Here is a 21,674-nt window from a genome sequence, read left to right on the forward strand (position 1 = left end):
CTCACGCCGTCTGATGCCGCGCGGCCTGCGCCTGCACGCAGGTCACGGCGATCACGTGATAGATATCGTCGGCGCTGCAGCCGCGCGACAGATCGTTGGCGGGTTTGGCAAGCCCTTGCAGCAAGGGCCCGATTGCCTTCGCTCCGCCGATGCGCTCCGCGAGCTTGTAGCCGATGTTGCCCGCTTCGAGACTCGGGAAGATCAGCGTATTCGCGTGACCTTCGATTTGCGAGTGATGCACCTTGCGCATCGCGATCTCCGCGACGATCGCGGCATCGAGCTGCACGTCGCCGTCGATGGCGAGGCCGGGGCGCGCTTCCTTCACGCGCCGCGTCGCATCGATAACCTTGTCGACGGCTGCATGGTGCGCGCTGCCGCTCGTCGAGAACGAGAGCATTGCCACGCGCGCATCTTCCATCAGGAGGCTGCGCGCACTGTCGGCGGCAGCCAGCGCGATTTCGGCGAGCTGCTCCGCATTCGGCTCTACGACGAGCGCGCAATCGGAAAAGATGAGGCCGCCTTTCATCGTATGAAAAGGCTCGCACAGCATCATGAGAAAGAAACTTGAAACAAGCTTGAACGACGGCCGCACGCCGATGATCTGTATCGCGTTGCGCACGACATCCGCCGTCGTGTTGACCGCGCCGGACACGGAGCCGTCCGCCTCGCCCGTGCGCACCATCAGGTTCGCGAAGCAGAGCGGATCGAGCACGGCGGCGCGCGCCTGGTCGGGCGTCATGCCTTTCTTTTCGCGCAGCGCGAAAAGCTCTTGTGCAAAGCGTTCGGTAAGTGGTGAATGAGAAGGATCGATCACGTCGATGCCTTCGAGATCGATGCCCGCGCCATCTGCAACCTGAAACGCACGCGCTCGCGCGCCCACGAGCACGATGCGCGCGATGCCTTCCTTGTGCGCGCGTTCCGCCGCCTGAAGCACGCGCGTGTCTTCGGCTTCGGAGAGGACGATACGCATCGGCAGGTCGCGAGCCTGATCGATGATGCGATGCATGGCTTTCATGTCGGGCTCACTGTCATGGTCAAGAAAACGCCGCTCCGGGCGCGGAGCGGCGTGGCGCAGGACTTAAACGTAGTCCTTGTACTTGTCGAGCGTGCGCACCGGCTTCGAGAGCGCGTCGCGGCGGAACGGATCGCCGAGTTCGCGCGTGCACATGATCTCGATGATCGTCGTCTTGCCGTGATTCATCTGCAGATCGATGGCCTTCTTCAGCGCCGGGCCGACATCTTCCAGCTTGTCGACCACGATGCCTTCCGCGCCCATCGCCTTCGCGATCTCGGCGAAGCTCTGGTTGTCGAGTTCGCCCGCAACGAAGCGGCGATTGTAGAAGTCCACCTGATTCTTCTTCTCCGCGCCCCACTGACGGTTATGGAACACGACAGCCGTCACCGGAATGTTATGGCGCACGCAGGTCATGGTTTCCATCAGGCTCATGCCCCAGGCGCCATCGCCCGCATACGAGACGGCCGGACGATGCGGCGCTGCAACCTTCGCGCCGATGATCGTCGGGAACGCATAGCCGCAGTTGCCCCAGCTCATCGCCGCGAAGAAGCTGCGCGGCTTGTTGAAGCGCAGATAGCTGTTGGCGACCGAGTTGATGTTGCCGATATCGGTCGACACCATCACGTCTTCCGGCATCGCCTTTTCGAGTTCGCGCAACACCTGACGCGGATGCAGATACTGGCCGCCGCTGAAGGGCTTCTCGTTCTTCTGCTCTTCGATCATGTCGAGGCTGTACGGATCGCGCTCGTGCGTCCAATCGTCGAGTTCCTTCTCCCATGCGGCCTTTTCCGTGGCGATGGTTTTCGCGCGGGCGTCCTTCGTCGCATCGCAATCGAGCTTGCGATCCGCGAGCCGCTGCGTGAGCGCGATGGCCGTGGCTTTCGCATCGCCGCAAATACCGACGGAAATCTTCTTCACGAGGCCGAGCATCTTGTGGTCCGCGTCGATCTGGATGACCTTCGCTTCCTTCGGCCAGTAGTCGAGGCCGTGCTGCGGCAGCGTGCCGAACGGTCCGAGACGCGAGCCGAGCGCGATCACGACATCGGCCTGGCTCAGCAGCTTCATCGCGGCCTTCGAGCCTTGGTAACCGAGCGGGCCGCACCACAGCGGATGATTCGCCGGGAACGAGTCGTTGTGCAGATAGCTGTTGACCACCGGCGCGCCGAGACGCTCGGCGAGCGCCTTGCATTCCTCGATGGCATCGGACATCACCACGCCGCCGCCCGAGATGATGACGGGGAATTTCGCTTCGGCGAGCAGATCGGCGGCTTCGTTCAGGCTCTGATCGCCGCCGGGGCCGCGATCGAGACGCTGCGGCTTCGGAATCTCGACCTTGACCTGGCCGTAGAAGTAGTCGCGCGGAATGTTGAGTTGCGTCGGGCCCATTTCCGACATCGCGCGGTCGAAGCAGCGCGCGGTGAATTCGGCCATGCGCGCCGGGTGCGTCACGTGGCCCTGATACTTCGTGAATTCCTGGAACATCGGCAATTGCTTCGCTTCCTGGAAGCCGCCGAGGCCGATACCCATCGTGCCCGCTTCGGGCGTGACGATCACGACCGGGCTATGCGCCCAGTACGCCGCCGCGATCGCCGTCACGCAATTGCTGATGCCGGGGCCGTTCTGACCGATCACGACGCCGTGACGGCCCGACACGCGCGAATAGCCGTCGGCCATGTGGCCCGCACCCTGTTCATGCACGACCGGAATCAGGCGGATGCCGGCGGGCGCGAAGATGTCCATCGCGTCCATGAAGGCCGAGCCCATGATGCCGAACATCTCGGTCACGCCATTGGCGGCGAGCGTTTCGACGAATGCTTCGGACGGGGTCATCGACTGCGGACCGGCGGGCGTCGCGTTTGATGCGGCGAGAGTGGTCTGGGAAGGACGGGCTTGGTCGTGCTCGCTCATGAGTGTCTCCGGGTGAAATAAATCGGAACGTTTGGTTCCGGAATATGTATCGTGAAGACATCGTAGGACGAGCCGGTTTCGGCGTCAACCAGTTTTTCAAATAAATGGAATGTTTTGTCTCTAAAAAACTCGGAATTTTTAGCGATGATGAGCGGAAAGCGCCGCCGGGGCCCGCGCGGCGGGCGTCTCGGCGGGAGAGTGGACTAGCGCGCTGCGGGGCGCTGGCGCGCCATGAGCGTCAGTCCATCGGAGGAATCGAAGAGCGTCGCGAGCTTCACGGCGGTTTCGCGCAACTGCGGAACCGCCTGGAGCAGGTCGTTGAGGTTGGCGCGGGCGGTCGGGGCATGCGCGGCGAGACACGCGAGCACGCGCCCGGTCGCGGCATCGGTGATGGGCACCGCGACGGCCACCATGCCCAGCACGAACTCCTCGTTGTCGATGCCGATGCCACGCGCGGCGAGCCGGTCGAGCTCGGCTTCGAGCAACGTGCGATCGGTCAGCGTGCGATGCGTTTTCTTCGTGAGGGTGAGACGGCCGAGGATCTGGCGGCGCTCGGCGAGCGGCATCTGCGAGAGAAACAGCTTGCCGCTCGCGGTGCAATGCAGCGGCACCCGCATCCCGGCCTGCATATGCAGACGCAGCGGTTCGGCCGTCTCGACGCGCTCGATATAGAGGACCGTGTCGCCATCGAGCGCGGTGAGATTGCAGCTTTCGCCCGTGACATCGACGAGCGAGCGCAGGATAGACCGGCAGGCGCGCGTGAACGAGTTGTTGGCGAGCGTGGCGAGCGCGAGCTGGGCGGCGCGGGGTCCGAGCGCGATGCCACGGTCGGTGCCGCGCGAGTCGGGCATATGCGTGACATAGCCCTGCGCTTCGAGCGAATCGATCAGTCGCAGCAAGGTCGCCTTGGGAATGCGCACGCGCGCCGCGAGTTGCGACAGCGTGTAAGCGTGACCAGCCGCAGCCAGTTGTTCGAGCACGGCGAGCGGACGGAGCGTCCGCGCTTCATCGCCGGCGTGCTCGGCGGAATCGAGATGTGTGACGTCGCGCATGGGCCGGAAACGGAACGTTTGGTTTCGAATTACGGCTACTTTACGCGCGTACTCCGTCGCCGCGCCACAATTTTCGGAATGCCGGGTTGCGTTTTTATTTTCTGGAGAACCGGTCTATCAGAACGTCTTGCCCAGCTCCGCGGCGGCTTCCTTGAGACGAGGCACCATTTCCAGCGCCCGCGAGAGCGGCGTGCGCGACACCGGCGCGTGAACCGCGATCGCCGCGATGCATGTGCCGCCCGCATCGGCGATGGGCGCCGCCGCGCACACGATGCCCTGCACGAACTCCTCGTTGTCGATCGCGACGCCCTTCTTCGCGATGCGGTCGAGTTCCGCTTCGAGCATCTCCGTGTCGGTGATCGTGTTGGCGGTGTAGCGCTCCAGCTTCATCGCGCGCACCAGCGCATTGCGTTCGTCGCGCGGCTGAAGCGCGAGCAGCAGCTTGCCGCTCGCGCTGCACCAGACGGGCACGTGCGAACCGGGCTTCAGATCGAGCCGCAGCGGCCACGGCGCTTCCACGCGATCGAGATACAGCACTTCGTTCTCGTGCAGCATCGTGAGATTGCAGGTTTCGCCGAGATCGGAGACGAGCCGCGTGAGGATCGCGTGCCGCAGACGTCGCGCGCCCGCGTGCGTCATCACATTGAGGCCGAGTTGCGCGAGGCGCGGGCCGACCACATACGCGTTTTTGTCGCCGGGCTCGCGGATCACGAGCCCGCCCGCTTCCAGCGACGCAAGCATGCGGTGCAGCGAAGGCTTCGGCATACCCATGTCGTCGGCCATGTCCGTCAGCGACACGGGGCTGCCCGCCTGAACCAGATATTCCAGCAACGCGAAGGCGCGCAGCGTGGGCGTGTCGGGCTTGTCCATCGGCATGGTTTCCATGTGAATTCGTTCGACATTATTTTAAATGAGGTGCCGATCGGCGCCGTATAGGCCATTTGGATAAAAATAAACGAAATGAATTGTTCCGAAAAAAGATAGTTGATATGCTGGAGCCTCTGTCACGGGAGACGAAGCCTCATGATGCGCGACACATGGTTGGACGAGCCGGACCGGAAAGTGTCCGTGCGCACGCTTTTCGGCATCGATACGGACCTGCAGGTGCCGGCCTTCAGCACGCGCGATCCGCACGTTCCGGAAATCGACGAGGCGTATCGATTCAATCCCGAGGTCACGCTCGCGATTCTCGCAGGCTTCGCGTGCAACCGGCGCGTGATGGTGCAGGGTTTGCACGGCACCGGAAAATCGACGCATATCGAGCAGGTGGCGGCGCGGCTCAACTGGCCGTGCATGCGCGTGAATCTGGATGGCCACGTGAGCCGGCTCGATCTCGTCGGCAAGGATGCAATCGTCGTACGTGACGACGTGCAGGTCACCGAGTTTCAGGAGGGCATCGTGCCTTGGGCGCTGCAACGGCCTGTCGCGCTCGTGTTCGACGAATACGACGCCGGCCGCCCCGATGTGATGTTCGTGATTCAGCGCATCCTGGAGCGCGACGGCAGTTTCACGCTGCTCGACCAGAACCGCGTGATTCAGCCGCATCGATTTTTTCGCATGTTCGCGACGACCAATACGATCGGCCTCGGCAATCTGAACGGCATGTATCACGGCACGCAGATGTTGAATCACGCGCAGATCGACCGCTGGAACGTGGTCGCGACGCTGAACTACCTCTCGCGCGAAGAAGAGGCGCGCATCGTGCTCGCGCGCGTGCCGCATCTGGATGACGACGCGGGCCGGGCGCTCGTCGATTCGATGGTGAGCATGGCCGGACTCACGCGGCGCGGCTTCGCGGCGGGCGATCTGTCGACGCTGATGTCGCCGCGCACCGTCATCAACTGGGCCGAGAACTGCGAGGTTTTTCACGACGTGAAGCTGGCGCTGCGTCTCACGTTCCTGAACAAGTGCGACGAGGCGGAACGGCCTATCGTCGCGGAATATTTTCAACGCGCGTTCGGCGATGAACTGAACACGCTATCGCAGTGGCACGACGAGTCGGCGAAATGAACGGGCCGCGTGAACTCGCGCGACGCGATGCGTTATGCGCGGCCACCGTGCGCGCTTTGACGGGCGATGAAGCGTTGCACTATCGCGGCGGCAAGCTGTACCGTCACTTGCGGCCGGTGCCGTTGCATGCGCCGCATTTGCGCGGCGAACGCAGGGACGATGAAGACCTGGATTCGACACGCGGCGCCGCCGACGCGTCCGCGTTGCGCATCGCGTATTCGGACGCCGGGCTGCATCGGGACATGACGCCTGATGAGCCGGTCGAACGCATGGTCTTCGACATGCTGGAGCAGTTGCGCTGCGAAGCGTGCGTTCCTGCGGGCATGGAAGGCGTAAGGCGCAATGTGCGGCATCGCTTCGATGCGTGGTCGCACGCGTGCCATGAGACGGGTTTGCTCGACAGCGATATCGGCCTGTTGATCTACACCGTCGCGCAGGTGGCCGAATCGCGGCTATCCGGTCGCGCCGTGTTCGAAGCGACCGAGGGCATCATCGAAGCCACGCGTGCGGCGCTCGCGCCATCGCTCGGACATGCGCTTGCGGGCATGCGGCGGCATCGTGCGGATCAGCGCGCTTATGCGGTTCATGCGCTCGCCATCGCGCGGAACATCGGCGAAATGATTCGCGACGTGCAGCACGCGTTCGTCGAAAGTAACCCTTCATCCGACGATGACAAGCAAGAGGCCGCGCGCACGATGCTCGGCGCGTGGTTCGACATCGACGATGAAGAAGGCAGCATCGAACGGCTCGCGCTCGCCGCAAGCGGCGATAGCAGCGCGCGTGAGGCTTCGGGCGAGCACTATCGCGTGTTCAGCACGCGTTATGACAAGACCATTCGCCCGGCTACGCTGATTCGCGCCGCGTTGTTGCGTGAATATCGCGAGCGTCTCGACGATCTGATCGCCGCGCGGCATATCAACGTGCCGCGTCTCGCGCGCATGTTGCAAACGGCGATTACCGTGCCGCGTCGCGACGGCTGGTCGTTCGGCGAGGAAGAAGGGCGCATCGACGGGCGTCGGCTCGCGCAAGTGGTGGCATCGCCGAATGAGCGGCGCGTCTTCAGACGCGAGCGCGAACGTCCGCATGCGGATTGCGCGGTGAGTTTTCTGATCGATTGCTCGGGCTCGATGAAGGCGAGCATCGAGCCTGTCGCGGTGATGATCGACGTGCTCGTGCGCGCGCTCGGCATGGCGGGCGTCGCGACCGAAGTACTCGGCTTCACGACCGGCGCATGGAACGGCGGCCGCGCGAAGCTCGACTGGCTCGCGAAGGGCAGGCCGAAGTATCCGGGCCGGCTCAACGAAGCGTGCAACATGATCTTCAAGGAAGGCGATGCGAGCTGGCGCGCGGCACGCGGCGACATCGCGGCGCTGTTCAAGGCCGATCTGTTTCGCGAGGGCATCGACGGGGAAGCGGTGGAATGGGCGTGTTCGCGGCTCGTCGCGCGTGGCGAAGCGCGGCGCATCGTCGTGGTGATATCGGATGGCAGCCCGATGGACGGCGCAACCGCGCAGGCCAACGATCCGAACTATCTCGATCAGCATTTGCGCGAAGTCGTCGCTCAGCACGAAGATGCGCGCACAGTCGAAGTGCTCGGGCTCGGCGTCGGGCTCGATCTCAGCCCGTATTATCGGCATCACTTCGCGGTCGATCTGTCCGTGCCGCCGGATATGACCTTATTCGCGAAGCTCGCTGCATGGCTCGGTGCGCGGCGCAGACACAGCACTTAGCGCGCGATGAATGTCGTCGGGTTCGAAGAGACCGATAAACACGATACGCGTCTCTTCGACGTCAGCGCATCGCGTGATATGCCAGCGTTTGCCGACGACATGAATCTCCGCACAGGTGCCATCCTGAAGCCGCGCAAAGCCTTTGGCGCGCAAGAGCCGATCGCTGAACGACGCGCATGCGGCCTTGAGTTGCCGGCGGTCGAAGCGCTCATCCGAGCGAAACGTGACGCTGCGCAGATCGGCGGGAAGATGATTCGAAGGCGTGAATGCACGCGGTGCGATGCGTTCGCGCAATGACGCTTCATCGCTGAAGAAGAGCGTGTTCGGCACCTTGCCGTGATCCGCTTCGAACAGGATGCGCGTATGCGCGATCTCCATCAAGCGCGCACGCACGGCGCATAGATCGTCGGCGGAAGTCAGATCGGTCTTGGTCAGCACGATGGAACTCGCGCCTTCGATCTGCCGCCGCGCGATATCGCCGATATACGCATCGGCGAGCGTCTCTTCGATGCGCTCCGCATCCACCGCGACCACGATGCCCTGAAGCCGGAACGCGCGATCGAGCATGCCGACCTGCGCGATGCGCACCGGGTCCGACACGCCGCTCGCTTCGATCACGAGCAGATCGGGGCGCACGTCGCGCGCGCTGATGTCGATCAGCGTCTCCATCAGCTTGCCGCCGATAGAGCAACACACGCAGCCGTTTTCCAGCCCGATCACATCGTCGCTACGCTCGCGAATCAGCGCCGCATCGATATTGACCGAACCGAAATCGTTGACGAGCACGGTGATGCGCCGGCCATCGGTGTTGGTCAGCAGCGCGTTGATCATCGTGGTCTTGCCCGCGCCGAGATAGCCGCCGATGACGGCAAGAGGAATCGGCGTCATCATGCAGGCGCCTGATGTGCGCGGCCGCCGAGAATGGTGCCCCACACGCGCACTTGGCCCAGGCGCTCCGCCGGCACCTCGCTCGGATCTTCATCGAGCACGGCGAAATCCGCGAACTTGCCGATCTCTATACTGCCGATGACATCGTCCATGCCGATCGTGAAGGCCGCACCGAGCGTGATCGCGCGCAGCGCATCGGCGACGCTCAGGCGCTCCGCTTCGCCCAGCACGCGTCCCGATGCGGTCTGACGTTGCACCGCGCACCACGCGGTGAAAAGCGGATTGAGCTGCGTGATCGGCGCATCCGAATGCAGACCGAACGTGATGCCGAGTTCGCTCGCCGTGCCTGCCGCGTCCATGCGGTTCGCGCGGTCGGCGCCCATCGTTTGCGTATAGTGCGCGTCGCCCCAATAGTAGATGTGATTCGAGAAGAAGTTCACGCACATGCCGAGGCGGGCGGCGCGTTCGAGTTGTCGTCTGTCGGCCATCTGACAATGCTGCAACGTGTGCCGATGATCCGATCTCGGATGCCGGTTCAGAATCGTTTCGATTGCATCCAGCACGAGTTCGGTGGCTTCATCGCCATTCGTGTGGATGTGCAGTTGCAAGCCTGCCAGATGGAACGGCAGGAACGTTTCGACGAACTGCTCCGGCGGAATCAGCCATAAACCATTGGGCCGTCCGTTCACGTAACCGGGCCAGCGCAGGCGTGCGGTAAAGCCCTGGATCGAGCCATCGACGATGAATTTCACCGGCCCGAAACGCAGCTTGTCCGAGTTGAGCTTCACGGCTTCCAGCACGCGATCCGGTCCGCCTTCGGGGTTGCGTTGCGGCCCGAATGCGGGCACGAGACGAATCGGAAAGCGCGCGTCGCGCGTGACTTCGACGAGATTGCGCATACCCTTGTCGGAGAGGTCGTTGAGCAGATCGGTGGCCGTCGTCACGCCGGCGAGTTGCGCGACCTTGCCGAAAGCGCGGATCGCGTCGGGGTTGTCGCTCGCCGATAGCGACAGCCTCGCACCGATCACGCGATACACCGGGAACATCGCCGCGAACTCCTGCAACTCGCCCGTGAGCCGACCGCTCTCGTCTTTCACGATGCCATCGACGTCGGTGTCTTCATCGATGCCGGCGAGTTCGAGCATCGGCGAATTCACGTTCATCAGATGCACGCTCGCGTGCAGGATCGCGATGGGACGCGTCGCCGATACGCGTTCGAGCTGCGTCACCGTCAAGCGCTCGCTGCCGAAAAAGATCGGATCGAAGCCCCATGCAAGCAGAGGCGCATCGGCATCGTCGAGTTGACGCTCGGCTTCCTGCAATCGCGCGATCACCGCATCGAGCGATTGCAGGCCGGGCCAGCGCGTGCCATCGGGTCCGCGACGCTCGTAGTAGCCGACATAGACCGCGCTCCACATCGCGCCTTCCATCAGATGCGAATGGCCTTCTACGAGACCGGGCATCAGCACCTTGTCGCTGAAGCTCGTATCCGGTTCGGCATCGGTCCATTGGCGCATGTCGTCGCGCGTGCCGACCGAGAGGATCTTGCCGTCGCGAATCGCCACGTGCGTCGCGACCGGCTGACGCGGATTCATCGTCAGAATCTTGCGTGCCACAAGTACTTTTACTGCGTTGTCGTCGGTTCGATTCATGAGTCGTTCGAGTGGATCAGGTCAGCGTGAACATGCTTGCGTCCCGCGCTCGGATTGGCGAGAAACACGACGAGCACATTCACCGCGAGACAGATGAGGCCGATATTGATTCCGGCGATATCGACATGGAACACGTACAGGACGACCGCGAGCAACTGGCCCACGAGCAGTCCCGATGCGATCGCGCGCGCACTCACGCGCAGCCCGAGCACGATCGCGATCACGCCGGGGAAATACTGCGTGACGCCGTAATACGTCATGTTGATGAGCGTGAGCATGAGGTTCGGCGTCGCGAGCGTCATGCCGATGGAAAGCAGCAGATAGACGCCGATCACCACTTTGGCGCTGGCCTTCTGACGCGTCTCCGGCATGTTCGGCAGCAGATTGCGCGTGACCACCGGCCCGATTGCGAGACAGATGCCCGCGAGCACGAGCAGACCCGACAGCGACGCGCCCGCCGCGACCAGGCCCACGAGCCACGGCGGCAACAGATGCACGACAGCGGTGAAGAACGCCTCGTTGGGCGAGGCGAGCGGCACGTTCTGCGCGATCGCGTAGTACGACGCGACCACGAGGAACGGGTACATCAGCATGTAGAGCGGCATCACCACTTGCGAGCGGCGAATCGTGTTCGCGCTTTTCGCGGTGAAGAAGTTCTGGATCGCAAAGGGCATCACGTAGAAGCCGAGCGACTGGAACAGCATCGTGCTCATCGAGAACGTGAGTTGATGCGCGGACATCGCGTTCGATACGTGCTGGCTCGCGGCCCTGAACACCGGCTCGACGCCCGCTTCCCACGCAACCGCAATGCCCGTGATGACGATGGCCGCGACCATCAGGATGTCTTTCAGAATGGCGATATACGCCGATGCCCGCACACCTGCTATCGCGATATACGCGAACGCGAGCAGCGCGGAGATCATGATGAGGAGCACCGGGTTCAGGTTCCAGCCGAGACCCTTGAGCGCGGCGACGAGACCGGTGAACTGCAACTGGCCCCACGGCAGCAGAAAGATCAGCGCGGAAATCGCAACGATCAGTTCGAGCGCGCGGCTACCGAAATGCCCCTTGAACAGATCGGGCAGCGTGATCGCGTTATAGCGCTTGCCCGCTTCCCAGATTTTCGGACCGACGAAATAGCCGATCGGATAGGCCAGCAGGATATAGCCGAGAAACCAGACGCCATAGGTCGGGCCCTTCGCATAGATGCCGCCCGGAAAGCCGACCATCGTGCCGATGCTGTAGATCTCGCCCGCCGCGAGAAAGAACACGAGCCAAGCGCCGAACTGACGCGACGCGACAAAGAAGTCGTGCACGCTCTGCGAGCCGCGCCCCTTGCCCGCACGCAGCGCGAGCCACAACGACAGCGCGATGAAGCCCAGAAATACCGTTGAAGCCATGCCGATTTCTCCTTATGCGCCGTGCGCTTCGCGCTGTTCCGTTTTTTTGTCGAACAAAACCCAGCAAAGCTGGAGACAGACCGACGTCAGCACGAACCAGCCGAAAATCCATGCATAAATAAACGGAACGCCGAGCACGTAGAAATCGTTCGACGCAGCCCACGGCAACAGGCCGATGACCCCGACAAACGGCAAACCGATTCCGATCAGGAACTTGAGCATGGACCACTCCGTATGATCATTTGCCCGCGCGAGGCATTCGATGCGCGAGAGAAAGAAGATTCGGTCCAGTATGACCAGACAAAAATGGCCGGTCGTAGTACCAGAAAGGACCAATCGCTGGGGCCAGCGCCGCGCGGCCTCGCCCGTCTGGAGCGCGTCCTGGCACTAACGATGATTCTGGCGTGGCTCTAAGCGGAGCGGGAAGTTCGGTGCAGTATGAGGGTACTTTCCAAGGAGTTATCGGTGGCTACTCTCGATTACGTTGCGCCGGCCCTTCGAGGCGCGTGCGCCCCATACGATCCGCTCTACGACCCGCTCGTCTCGCCCATCGGCCGTCAGGCGATGGACTATGCGCCGACCTACTGGGTCGCGACCGCCGGCGAGCCGCCCGAAGACGACGGACCCTTGCCCGGCGATGCCGACGTCGATGTGCTGATCGTCGGCGCGGGATTCACCGGCCTTTCCACCGCGCTCTTTCTGGCGCGTGAGCATGGCATCCGCGCCACCGTCGTCGATGCCAACCGCACCGCGTGGGGCTGCACGAGCCGCAATGGCGGGCAGGGGCAGAACGCGAGCGGCCGTCTCTATCGCTCGCAATGGATCGAGCGATGGGGCAAGCAGACGGCGCTCAAGCTCGACGCGGAAATCCGCGAAGGCTTCGACACCTTCAAGAAGCTGATCGGCGAATTCGCGTGCGATCCGCAGCCGGGCGGGCATCTGTATATCGCGCATCGTGCGCGAAAAATGGATTTTCTGACCAGTGAATGCAAGGTGATGCGCGATGTCTTCGGCTACGACGCGCGCATGCTGAGCGCGAAGGAAGTCGCGCAATCGTATGTCGATGACCGCGAAAATTGTGGTGCGCTGCACGAACCCGATGGCATCGGCGTGCATCCGCTCAAGCTCGCCTTCGGTTATATGCGCATGGCGCGCTCGCTCGGCGTGAAGGTGCATACGAGCACGCCCGTGGTCGACGTAGAGACGATTCGCGGCGTGCATCACGTGCGCACGCCGCGCGGCGTGATTCGCGCGAAGGCGGTTGCGTTCGCGACCGGCGGCTATACGCGCAACGACATGCATCGCACGCTGTCCGCGAAGATCATGCCGATTCTTTCGAACTCGCTCGTCACGCGGCCGCTCACGCAGGAAGAGATCGCATCGACCAACTTCCGCACGCATGAGGTCATCACCGATACGCGCACGCTGCGCTTTTACTATCGCTTGCTGCCGGACAATCGCGTGCAGATCGGCAGCCGCAGCGCGATCACGGGCGCGGATGCGGCGAACCCGCGGCACATGGATGTGCTCATCGAAGGCCTGCATCGCAAGTTCCCTTCGCTGAAGGGCATTCGCATCGATTATTCGTGGTGGGGCTGGGTCGATGTGAGTCACGACATGATGCCGCGCGTCGCGCAGCCCGATCCGCAGGAAAGCATCTTTTATGCGGTCGGATACGGCGGCAACGGCGTGTCTTTCTCCGCACACGCGGGGCGGCGCATGGCCGAGCGCGTCGCGGGCAAATGGCAGCACAGCCGCGACGATCTGCCGATCTACGACTCCGCGCTCGAATATCCGAACGTGATGGGCATGGTGCGATGGAAAGGCTTCGCGCCGTTCCGCCGCGTCGGTCAACGATTCCTTTATCACAAGTATCTGGCGCAGGACGAGAAGTGCTGAATCCCGCCGAACCCTTTCGCAACGCACTGAAAATATCGACATGAGCACTCAAACGAATCAGGATTACATTCGGCTGCTGGAGACATTCAACGATGCGTGGAATCGCCACGACATCGATGCATTGATGAACTGCATGGCTGAAGAATGCGTCTTTCACGGCGTGGCCGGACCCGATGCGCTCGGACGCACCTTCAAGGGCCGCGACGAGGTCCGCAAGGGCTTCGCGCTCGCGTGGGAAACCTTCCCCGACGCATCGTGGAAAGAGGGCGAGCATTTCGTGAGCGGCGAGCGCGGCGTATCGGAATCGACGTTTCGCGGCACGAAAGCGGACGGCTCGCGCGTCGAGGCTCGCATGGTGGATGTGTTCACCTTCAGCGACGGCAGGATCGCCGTGAAGAACGCGTATCGCAAGGACCGCCCGGCGCTTTGAAGCATGAAGGAGACCGGCATCGCATGACTGAATGACTGACTCGACTCGCTGGCAATGAACCGGCGAGCGAGCCTCGAATCGATACAAGCAAAGCAGGAGACGACATGCAATCGAACACGGATCAAGGCGATCTCAAGTGTGGCCTCAAGCAGCGCCACATGACGATGATCGCGCTGGGCGGCGTCATAGGCGCCGGACTTTTCGTCGGTAGCGGTGTGGTGATCCAGCAGGCCGGACCCGCCGCGATTCTCTCGTTTCTCATTACGGGCGGCCTCGTGGTTCTCGTCATGCGCATGCTCGGCGAGATGGCCTGCGCGATGCCCACCGTCGGCTCGTTCTATGAATACGCGCGCCTCGCCTTCAGGACGCAGCGCGGGCCGGGCCGTCTCGCCGGCTTTCTGACGGGCTGGATGTACTGGTACTTCTGGGTCATCGTGATCGCGCTGGAAGCGGTCGCGGGCGCGAAGCTCGTGCAGTTCTGGATACCCGATGTGCCTGCGTGGATCATCAGCCTCGTGCTGCTCGTCGTGCTCACGCTGACCAACCTCATTTCAGTGGGCAGTTACGGCGAATTCGAGTTCTGGTTCTCGTCGATCAAGGTCGGCGCGATCATCGTGTTCCTGTTCCTCGGCGGCTTGTACGTATGCGGTTTCTGGCCCGCCGCGATGCACACGACCGACGTTGCCACGACCTTCCTCGGCCACGGCGGGTTCATGCCCAAGGGCATCGGACCGGTGATGACGGGCGCGGTCGCCGCGACAGGCTTCTATTTCGGCGCGGAGATCGTCACGATCGCGGCGGCCGAAGCGAAGGAGCCCGCGAAGGCGGTCGCAAAGGCCACGAATTCGGTCATCACGCGCGTGCTCGTGTTCTATGTCGGATCGGTGGCGCTCGTGGTCGCGCTGGTGCCGTGGAATTCGCATCAGATGGCGACGCCCTACGTGAGCGCGCTCGAAGTGATGGGTATGCCCGCCGCGGCCAACGTGATGAACGCGATCGTCCTCACCGCCGTATTGTCCGCGCTCAATTCGGGCCTGTACGCCGCGTCGCGGATGCTGTTCGCGTTGACGCGTCATGGCGATGCGCCGCTCGGCCTCGCGAAGGTCAACAAGCGCGGCGTGCCGGTGCGCGCGATCCTGCTCGGCACGGTGTTCGGCTACGTGTCCGTGGTGATGTCGTATATCTCGCCGGATACGGTGTTCGCGTTCCTCGTCAATTCGTATGGCACGGTGGCGATCTTCGTGTACCTGCTGATCGCGTTCTCGCAACTTCGTTTACGCGCCCGTATGACGAGCTTCGAAGCGAACGACCTGCGCGTGCGCATGTGGGGATTTCCCTATCTCACGTGGCTCGCGATCTTCGGGATGACCGCGATTCTCGTCGCGATGGCTTTCATCCCCGATCAGCGCAAGCCGTTGTGGCTGGGCGTCGCGAGCCTGGGCATTCTGATCGTCGCGTATATGGTGTTCAAGCGCGGCCGCAAGGAAACCGAGATCGAAGACGATGCGCATTCGACCCGGCATCTGCAAACCGTCGAACGATAAGCACTGAAACGGCGGCCGGTTTGCTGCATTGCAAACCGGCTTTTCATTCCCTGAAGGTCTTGGCGGTTTCCTCGGCGGCGCGGCGCAGATCGGGCTCGAATGCGAGCAGTTGATCGAGCGCGACGCGTCCCACCGGCGCCTGAATCGCGATCGCGGCGCACGCGCGATTGCGATCGAGCATCACCGGCACCGCTATCGCAACGAGTCCCTGCAAATGCTCCTGATTGTTGATGGCGAGCATGCGGCGGCGCGTCAATGCGAGTTCGCGCCGCAACGCATCGCGATCGGTGATCGTGCGCTCCGAATACGAGCGTAGCGGCAGGCGCTCGATCATGCGCTCGCGCCGTTCCTTCGGCAGAAAACTCAGCAGCAGCTTGCCGCTTGCCGAGCAATGCAGCGGCACATGCGATCCCGGCTGCAAGTGCATGCGCAGCGGCCAGCCGGTTTCCACGCGATCGACATAGACGACGTCGTTACCCGCGAGCATCGTCAGATTGCAGGTTTCACCGACACGTGCGACGAGCTGTTCCAGGAGCGCATGACGCGCCGCAGCGGGGCCGGCGTGCATCAGCACGTTGATGGCGAGCGTGCGCACGCGCGCCGAGCACTCGTAGAGCTTGTCGCTCGCGCCGCGCGTCACGAGCCATGCGTCCATCAGTTGCACGAGGATGCGATGCACGGTCTGCTTGGGCAGGCCCAACGCATCGACGAGCTCGGTCATCGAGAGCGGACGATTCGCTTCGGCGAGCGTTTCGAGCACGCGGAACGCGCGCACGGCGGCGGCATTCGATTGATTCGACGTCACGTTGCCTTGTCTCCATCTGCGTGGTTTGCGTTTCTATTTCATTGTGCGTCGAAAACACCGGTTTTCGGGACTCGTGAAAGTCCCGAAAAGTTGAATTTCCGATGCTCGCGATTTCGCTGCATGCGTTAGTCCAGAAAACGGGACCGCGCGACGAACGCGGCTGACTAGATTGGGAAGCATCGCCAATCTTCCAACAGCCGAGGTTTATCGCATGAATCACATGGCAAGCGGCGCAACGCTCGCGCGTCCCAGCGAGAACGCGCAGAACACACAGGAACCCGATGTGGAGCGTGCCGTCGGCGCGCTCGTGGCGCGAGCGCGCGACGCGCAACGACGCTTCGAGCAGGCGGGACAGGAGATCCTCGACATCGCCGCCGCGGCTGCCGCGTGGGCGATCATGGAACCGCAGCGCAACCGGCTGCTCGCCGAGCAGGCCGTGCGCGACACGGGCCTCGGCAACGCCGACGACAAGTTCCGCAAGAACCATCGCAAGACGCTCGGGCTGCTGCGCGATCTTCACGGTGTCGCGACGACGGGCGTGATCGCGCGCGACGAGGAACACGGCATCGTCGAGATCGCACGCGCGGTCGGCGTGGTGGCGGCGATCACGCCATCGACGAATCCGGCGGCGACGCCCGCGAACAAGATCATCAACGCGCTCAAGTGCGGCAACGCGGTTATCGTCGCGCCTTCGCCGAAGGGCTATTCGTCGTGCGCGACGCTCATCGGCTTCATTCATGCGGAGTTCGCGAAGGCCGGTCTCGATCCCGATCTCGTGCAGATGCTGCCGCATCCGATCGGCAAGGCAGCGACCGCCGCGCTGATGCGCCTCGCCGACCTCGTTGTCGCGACCGGCTCGCAGGCCAACGTGCGCATGGCCTATACGAGCGGCACGCCGGCTTTTGGCGTGGGCGCGGGCAATGTCGCATCGATCGTCACGGCGAACGCGAATCCCGATGATGCGGCGCGCAAGATCGCCGTGTCCAAGACGTTCGACAACGCGACGAGCTGTTCGTCGGAGAACAGCGTCGTGATCGAGGAGTCCATTTACGCGCGCATGATCGATGCGCTGACGAAGCAGGGCGGCGTGATGCTCGACGCCGCGCAGAAGGCGCAATTGCAGGCGGCGATGTGGCACGACGGCAAGCTCTCGGCGCGCTGCACCGCGCGTTCTGCGACCGCGATTGCGCGCGAAGCGGGCCTCGACGATATCGCGGCACGCGAGCCGAAGTTCCTGATGGTCGAAGAGACCGGCTACGGAGCAGACCATCCGTTCTCCGGCGAGAAGCTTTCGCCCGTGCTGACGGTCTATCGTGCGCGCGACGTCGACGCGGCGATCGATATCGTGCGCGGCATCTACGGCTACATGGGCGCGGGCCATTCGGTCGGCGTGCACGGCGCTGACGATGCGCTCGCGGTCACGCTCGGCACGCAATTGCCGGTGGCGCGCGTGATCGTCGATCAGGCGCATTGCCTCGCGACCGGCGGCAACTTCGACAACGGCTTGCCCTTTTCGCTCTCGATGGGTTGCGGCACATGGGGCGGCAATAATTTCTCGTCGAATCTCGGCTATCGGCAATACCTGAACGTCACGCGCGTCGCGTACCAGATAGCGGAGCGCGTGCCGGAAGTCGACGCGCTACTCGGCGATTACTTCCGGAGGGTCGGACGATGAGCGCGCTGCCGGATCGAATCGTTGCGTCTGATCGGATGCCGCTCGATGCGCCGACGTTACGCGCGTTGATCGACGCGCGCGCGCAAAGCGCACCCGACAAGCCGTTCCTGCTTTCCACCGCGCACGACGACGTGCTGACGTTCGGCGCATTGCGCGAGGACTGCATCGCACTCGAAGCACGTTTCAATGCGGCCGGCCTGCTTCCGGGCGATGTGGTGTCCGTCTTTATGGGCAACGGCATCCAGACCGCGCGCCTGCTGCTCGCGACCATGTACAGCGGGCTCGTCGCCAATCCGCTGAATCTGCTGTGCCAGCCTTCGCAGGTGAGCTATATCGTCGAACATTCGGATACGCGCGTGATCTTCGTCGCGGACGATACGCACGACACGATCGTCCAGGCGATCGATGCGTTGCGCAGCGAAGGCACGGATCGCGAGATCGCGGTGGTGCGCACATCGCCAGTGTCGACGGAGTTGCCGGACATACCCGCGCTTTCATCGCGTGCGATTCCGCTGGTGCGCGACGAAACGCCCGGCACACAGATCGTCGCGAGCGACGCGGGCGCGACGCATCCCGGCGATACCGCGCTGCTGATGTACACGTCGGGCACCACGGGCGCGCCCAAGGGCGTGCTGCTGAGCCATCGGAGCCTGCTCGCGAACATGCGCAACATCAGCGCGGAGCATCGCCTTACCGACGATGATCGCGTGCTCGTGTCGCTGCCGCTGTATCACATCAACGGACTGGTCGTCGCGCTGCTGACGCCGCTCTGGCACGGCGGCTCGGCGGTGCTGACGCCGCGCTTTTCCGCGCGCACGTTCTGGAGCGAGGCATCGCATTCAGGATGTACGTGGATCAACGTGGTGCCGACCATCGTCGCTTATCTGCTGAATGCGGAAGACGCGCAAGACTGCGATCTCTCCGCGCTGAAGTTCTGCCGCAGCGCATCGGCGGCGCTGCCGGCGGATCATCATCGCGCATTCGAGGAGCGCTTCGGCATCGGCGTCATCGAAACGATGGGCATGACAGAAACCGCCGCGCCGATGTTCAGTAATCCGTATGATGAAGCGATGAGGAGACTCGGCAGTATCGGTCTGCCATCGGGCGGCGAAGCGAAGATCGTCGATCTCGACGGGCGTGAATGCGCGTCCAATGAAACCGGCGAGCTCGTGCTGCGCGGCGAGCAACTGATGAGCGGCTATTACAAGCGCCCGGAAGAGACGCGCAACGCGTTCACCACGGACGGCTGGCTGCGCACCGGCGATCTCGGCTATCGCGACGAGGCGGGCTTCTTCTATATCAACGGGCGCGCGAAGGAACTGATCATCAAGGGTGGCGAGAACATCGCGCCGCGCGAGATCGACGAAGCGCTGCTGCGTCATCCCGGCGTGCTCGAAGCGGCCGCGGTCGGTGTGCCCGATGCGGCGTATGGGCAGGACATCGTCGCGTACATCGTGCCGAGCGGCGGCGCGGCTTCGCTCGATGTCGCGGAGCTGCGCGCGTACTGCCTGCGCGAACTGGGCCGCTACAAGACACCGCGTGAATTCCGCTTTACCGATGCATTGCCGCGCGGCCCGTCGGGCAAGGTGCAGCGCCTGAAGCTCGTTGAGAGTCCGCAGACCGCAGCATAAGACGACGCGGATTGATTCGCACGACTGTACATTCCACATCAGATGGACTGAAGGAGACAACGTGAACAAGCAACGTCAGCGCGTGAAGACGCGCCATATCATTCTCGGCGTGATGTGCCTGATGTATTTCATCTCTTACATCGACCGGGTGAATATCGCCGTGGCGGGACCGTTGATCCGGCAGGAGATGGGTCTGACGTCCGTGCAGCTCGGGCTCGTGTTTTCCGCGTTCGCCTATCCGTATGCGGTGATGCAGATCGTCGGCGGATGGCTCGCCGATCGATTCGGGCCGAAGCTCGTCTTGACCGTGCTCTCGCTGATCTGGGGCGCGGCGACGCTCGCGACGGGCTTCGCGGGCAGCATCGGCATGCTGGTGCTGTTGCGTCTCGCGCTGGGCATCGGCGAGGGCGGCGCGTTCCCGACCGCGACGCGCGCCTTCACGTTCTGGATGCCGGTGCACGAACGCGGTTTCGCGCAAGGCATCACGCATAGCTTCGCGCGGCTCGGTGGCGCGGTGACGCCGCCGCTCGTGCTCGCGGTGGTCGCGGCGAGCGGCTGGCGCGAGGCGTTCATTCTGCTCGGTATCGCGAGTCTCGCGTGGACGGTGCTGTATCTCTTCGTCTTCACCAATTCACCCGATGAAAACCGCCGCGTGACGCCCGAGGAGACCGCTGAAATCGGGTATCGCGCGGGTGAATGCGCGCGTGCGAGAAAGAACGCGACGCCGTGGCGCAAGCTGATTCATCGCATGTGGCTCGTGACGCTGGTGGACTTCTGCTACGGCTGGCTGCTGTGGGTGTATCTGACGTGGCTGCCTTCGTATCTGAAGGAATCGCGGGGCTTCGATCTGAAGCAACTCGCGCTTTTCACCGCGTTGCCGCTGCTCGCAGGCGTAATCGGCGATACGCTCGGCGGGGTGCTGTCGGACCGCATCTTCAAGATGACGGGACGGCTGCGTCTCGCGCGTTGCAGCATTCTGGTCGTCGGCATGGGCGGTTCGCTCGCGTTCCTCATCCCGATGGTCAATGCGCCGAGCCCGATCGCGGCGGTGTGGTTCCTGACGGGATCGTTCTTCTTCCTTGAGATCACGAATCCGGTGTTGTGGACCTTGCCGCTCGATATCGCGGGCAAGTATGCAGGCACGGCGGGCGGCATGATGAACACGGGCTTCGGCCTCGCGGGGATGGCGTCGCCGGTTGCGTTCGGCTATCTGATTCAGGAGACGGGCAGCTATAACGTGCCGTTCACGATTTCGGCGGGGTTGCTCGCGGTCGGCGCGTTCGCGGCGCTTTTCATCGATACGAGCAAGACTGTCGAAGCCGATGAGGCACGCGAGGCGCAGAGCCGCGGTGAGATGGGCGTGCCTGCGTTCGCGGGAGGGGCGGGGCAGTGGCATGAGTAGGGTGGGCGGGGGATAAGCTTTTCCTCTCGCTATCGTGAGACAGTGAAAAAATCCCGCAACGTCGATGACTTGCGGGATTCCGTTTGGCGACCTACATACACGCGGCGTTGCTCCTATTCGACGCGTACACGGTCATGTATATCGAGGGCGATCGTAATGCCGCGAGTGGTGTCGGCGGACACGCCGATGGCATCCAACTTCCCGAGAGACCGCTGGCGTCAACGCAAGCCCGGCGGCATTTGTCCCACAAACCATGATCAAGAGCAGATGCCGTAAGCAATACAAGGTGTGACCGAATCGATTCTCAGATGATTCCCATATCTGCATTGGGGTCAGACTGGTAATTTTTGAGGTCTAGTATTTTTCTAGGCGGCTTAGGAATGCAAATCATGTATCGGGATCTCGCGCTTTCCGTACGGGTATCCGAGGTCATGGCGTCTGCCGGTACGTGGCATCTCGCTCGCCTTGCCTGACGCGAGTCGCATGGACCCGCGCCTGCTCGACGCTTACCTCGGCGAACTGCGCTTTAACCAGGCGCTGGCCGAGGAGTTTGCCCGCGATCACCCCAAGATCGCGGCGCGTCTGGGCATGGTCGCGGGAAGCATCGGCGATCCCTACGTCAATCGTCTGCTC

Annotated in this window: 18 protein-coding genes; 9 read left to right on the top strand and 9 right to left on the bottom strand. The window is 63.1% G+C overall.

Annotation, left to right across the window (positions count from 1 at the left end; genetic code table 11):
- Position 1: 1 nt before the first annotated feature.
- The 4 genes from pta to QCE73_RS19335 all read right to left on the bottom strand — a co-directional run bounded on the left by pta (position 2) and on the right by QCE73_RS19335 (position 4,845).
- Complete coding sequence (pta, locus tag QCE73_RS19320; protein ID WP_309883095.1) at positions 2–1,015, bottom strand: phosphate acetyltransferase; 1,014 nt, start codon at positions 1,013–1,015, stop codon at positions 2–4.
- Between the two features lie 63 nt (positions 1,016–1,078).
- A complete protein-coding gene (gene xsc, locus QCE73_RS19325; protein WP_051626776.1) occupies positions 1,079–2,845 on the bottom strand; it encodes a sulfoacetaldehyde acetyltransferase in 1,767 nt (588 codons plus the stop codon).
- A gap of 281 nt (positions 2,846–3,126) precedes the next feature.
- Positions 3,127–3,975 carry an IclR family transcriptional regulator gene (locus QCE73_RS19330; protein WP_309883097.1) on the bottom strand — a complete coding sequence of 283 codons (849 nt, stop codon included), beginning with the start codon at positions 3,973–3,975 and terminating at the stop codon, positions 3,127–3,129.
- A 117-nt stretch (positions 3,976–4,092) separates the two neighbouring features.
- Entirely contained in the window at positions 4,093–4,845 is a 753-nt protein-coding gene (locus tag QCE73_RS19335; RefSeq protein WP_035500406.1) for an IclR family transcriptional regulator, read from the bottom strand.
- A 153-nt stretch (positions 4,846–4,998) separates the two neighbouring features.
- Here QCE73_RS19335 and QCE73_RS19340 point away from each other — a divergent pair, with 153 nt between their 5' ends.
- The gene (locus tag QCE73_RS19340; RefSeq protein WP_309883099.1) at positions 4,999–5,985 is read left to right on the top strand and encodes an AAA family ATPase; all 987 of its coding nucleotides are present in this window, start codon (positions 4,999–5,001) and stop codon (positions 5,983–5,985) included.
- On the top strand, positions 5,982–7,715 hold the full coding sequence (locus QCE73_RS19345) for a cobaltochelatase CobT-related protein (RefSeq protein WP_309883101.1): 1,734 nt from the start codon (positions 5,982–5,984) through the stop codon (positions 7,713–7,715). Before QCE73_RS19340 ends, QCE73_RS19345 begins: the two co-directional genes overlap by 4 nt.
- Here QCE73_RS19345 and QCE73_RS19350 read toward each other — a convergent pair.
- The 4 genes from QCE73_RS19350 to QCE73_RS19365 are packed head-to-tail and all read right to left on the bottom strand — an operon-like array spanning position 7,662 to position 11,877.
- A complete protein-coding gene (locus QCE73_RS19350) occupies positions 7,662–8,606 on the bottom strand; it encodes a GTP-binding protein (protein WP_309883103.1) in 945 nt (314 codons plus the stop codon). The two genes, QCE73_RS19345 and QCE73_RS19350, sit on opposite strands and share 54 nt — an antisense overlap.
- On the bottom strand, positions 8,603–10,255 hold the full coding sequence (locus tag QCE73_RS19355) for an amidohydrolase (RefSeq protein WP_309883104.1): 1,653 nt from the start codon (positions 10,253–10,255) through the stop codon (positions 8,603–8,605). Before QCE73_RS19355 ends, QCE73_RS19350 begins: the two co-directional genes overlap by 4 nt.
- Positions 10,252–11,655 carry a sodium:solute symporter family protein gene (locus QCE73_RS19360; protein WP_309883106.1) on the bottom strand — a complete coding sequence of 468 codons (1,404 nt, stop codon included), beginning with the start codon at positions 11,653–11,655 and terminating at the stop codon, positions 10,252–10,254. Before QCE73_RS19360 ends, QCE73_RS19355 begins: the two co-directional genes overlap by 4 nt.
- A 12-nt stretch (positions 11,656–11,667) precedes the next feature.
- Positions 11,668–11,877: a DUF3311 domain-containing protein gene (locus tag QCE73_RS19365; protein WP_035500245.1), complete on the bottom strand. Its 210-nt coding sequence runs from the start codon at positions 11,875–11,877 to the stop codon at positions 11,668–11,670.
- Between the two features lie 243 nt (positions 11,878–12,120).
- On the opposite strand from QCE73_RS19365, the gene QCE73_RS19370 reads away from it, so the two are divergent.
- The 3 genes from QCE73_RS19370 to QCE73_RS19380 all read left to right on the top strand — a co-directional run bounded on the left by QCE73_RS19370 (position 12,121) and on the right by QCE73_RS19380 (position 15,528).
- Positions 12,121–13,554: an FAD-binding oxidoreductase gene (locus tag QCE73_RS19370; RefSeq protein ID WP_309883109.1), complete on the top strand. Its 1,434-nt coding sequence runs from the start codon at positions 12,121–12,123 to the stop codon at positions 13,552–13,554.
- A gap of 40 nt (positions 13,555–13,594) precedes the next feature.
- The gene (locus QCE73_RS19375) at positions 13,595–13,984 is read left to right on the top strand and encodes a nuclear transport factor 2 family protein (protein WP_035500240.1); all 390 of its coding nucleotides are present in this window, start codon (positions 13,595–13,597) and stop codon (positions 13,982–13,984) included.
- A gap of 104 nt (positions 13,985–14,088) precedes the next feature.
- Entirely contained in the window at positions 14,089–15,528 is a 1,440-nt protein-coding gene (locus QCE73_RS19380; RefSeq protein ID WP_035500237.1) for an amino acid permease, read from the top strand.
- A gap of 43 nt (positions 15,529–15,571) precedes the next feature.
- Here QCE73_RS19380 and QCE73_RS19385 read toward each other — a convergent pair whose 3' ends face one another.
- Positions 15,572–16,333, bottom strand: a complete 762-nt coding sequence (locus QCE73_RS19385) for an IclR family transcriptional regulator (RefSeq protein WP_035500235.1) — start codon at positions 16,331–16,333, stop codon at positions 15,572–15,574.
- Positions 16,334–16,544: 211 nt separating this feature from the next.
- Here QCE73_RS19385 and sauS point away from each other — a divergent pair, with 211 nt between their 5' ends.
- From sauS to QCE73_RS19405, 4 genes are all read left to right on the top strand, one after another.
- Positions 16,545–18,008 (top strand): acylating sulfoacetaldehyde dehydrogenase, encoded by a 1,464-nt coding sequence (sauS, locus tag QCE73_RS19390; RefSeq protein ID WP_309883111.1) that lies wholly within the window; start codon positions 16,545–16,547, stop codon positions 18,006–18,008.
- Positions 18,005–19,639, top strand: coding sequence for an AMP-binding protein (locus tag QCE73_RS19395; protein ID WP_309883112.1), 1,635 nt, complete (start codon positions 18,005–18,007; stop codon positions 19,637–19,639). The genes sauS and QCE73_RS19395 overlap by 4 nt, the downstream gene beginning before the upstream one ends.
- Before the next feature lie 61 nt (positions 19,640–19,700).
- Complete coding sequence (locus tag QCE73_RS19400; protein ID WP_309883114.1) at positions 19,701–21,041, top strand: MFS transporter; 1,341 nt, start codon at positions 19,701–19,703, stop codon at positions 21,039–21,041.
- Positions 21,042–21,524: 483 nt separating this feature from the next.
- A partial coding sequence (locus tag QCE73_RS19405) for a type VI secretion system baseplate subunit TssF (RefSeq protein WP_309883163.1) occupies positions 21,525–21,674 on the top strand: 150 nt, incomplete at its 3' end.

The organism is Caballeronia sp. LZ029 (assembly GCF_031451275.1).
Taxonomy (GTDB): domain Bacteria; phylum Pseudomonadota; class Gammaproteobacteria; order Burkholderiales; family Burkholderiaceae; genus Caballeronia; species Caballeronia jiangsuensis.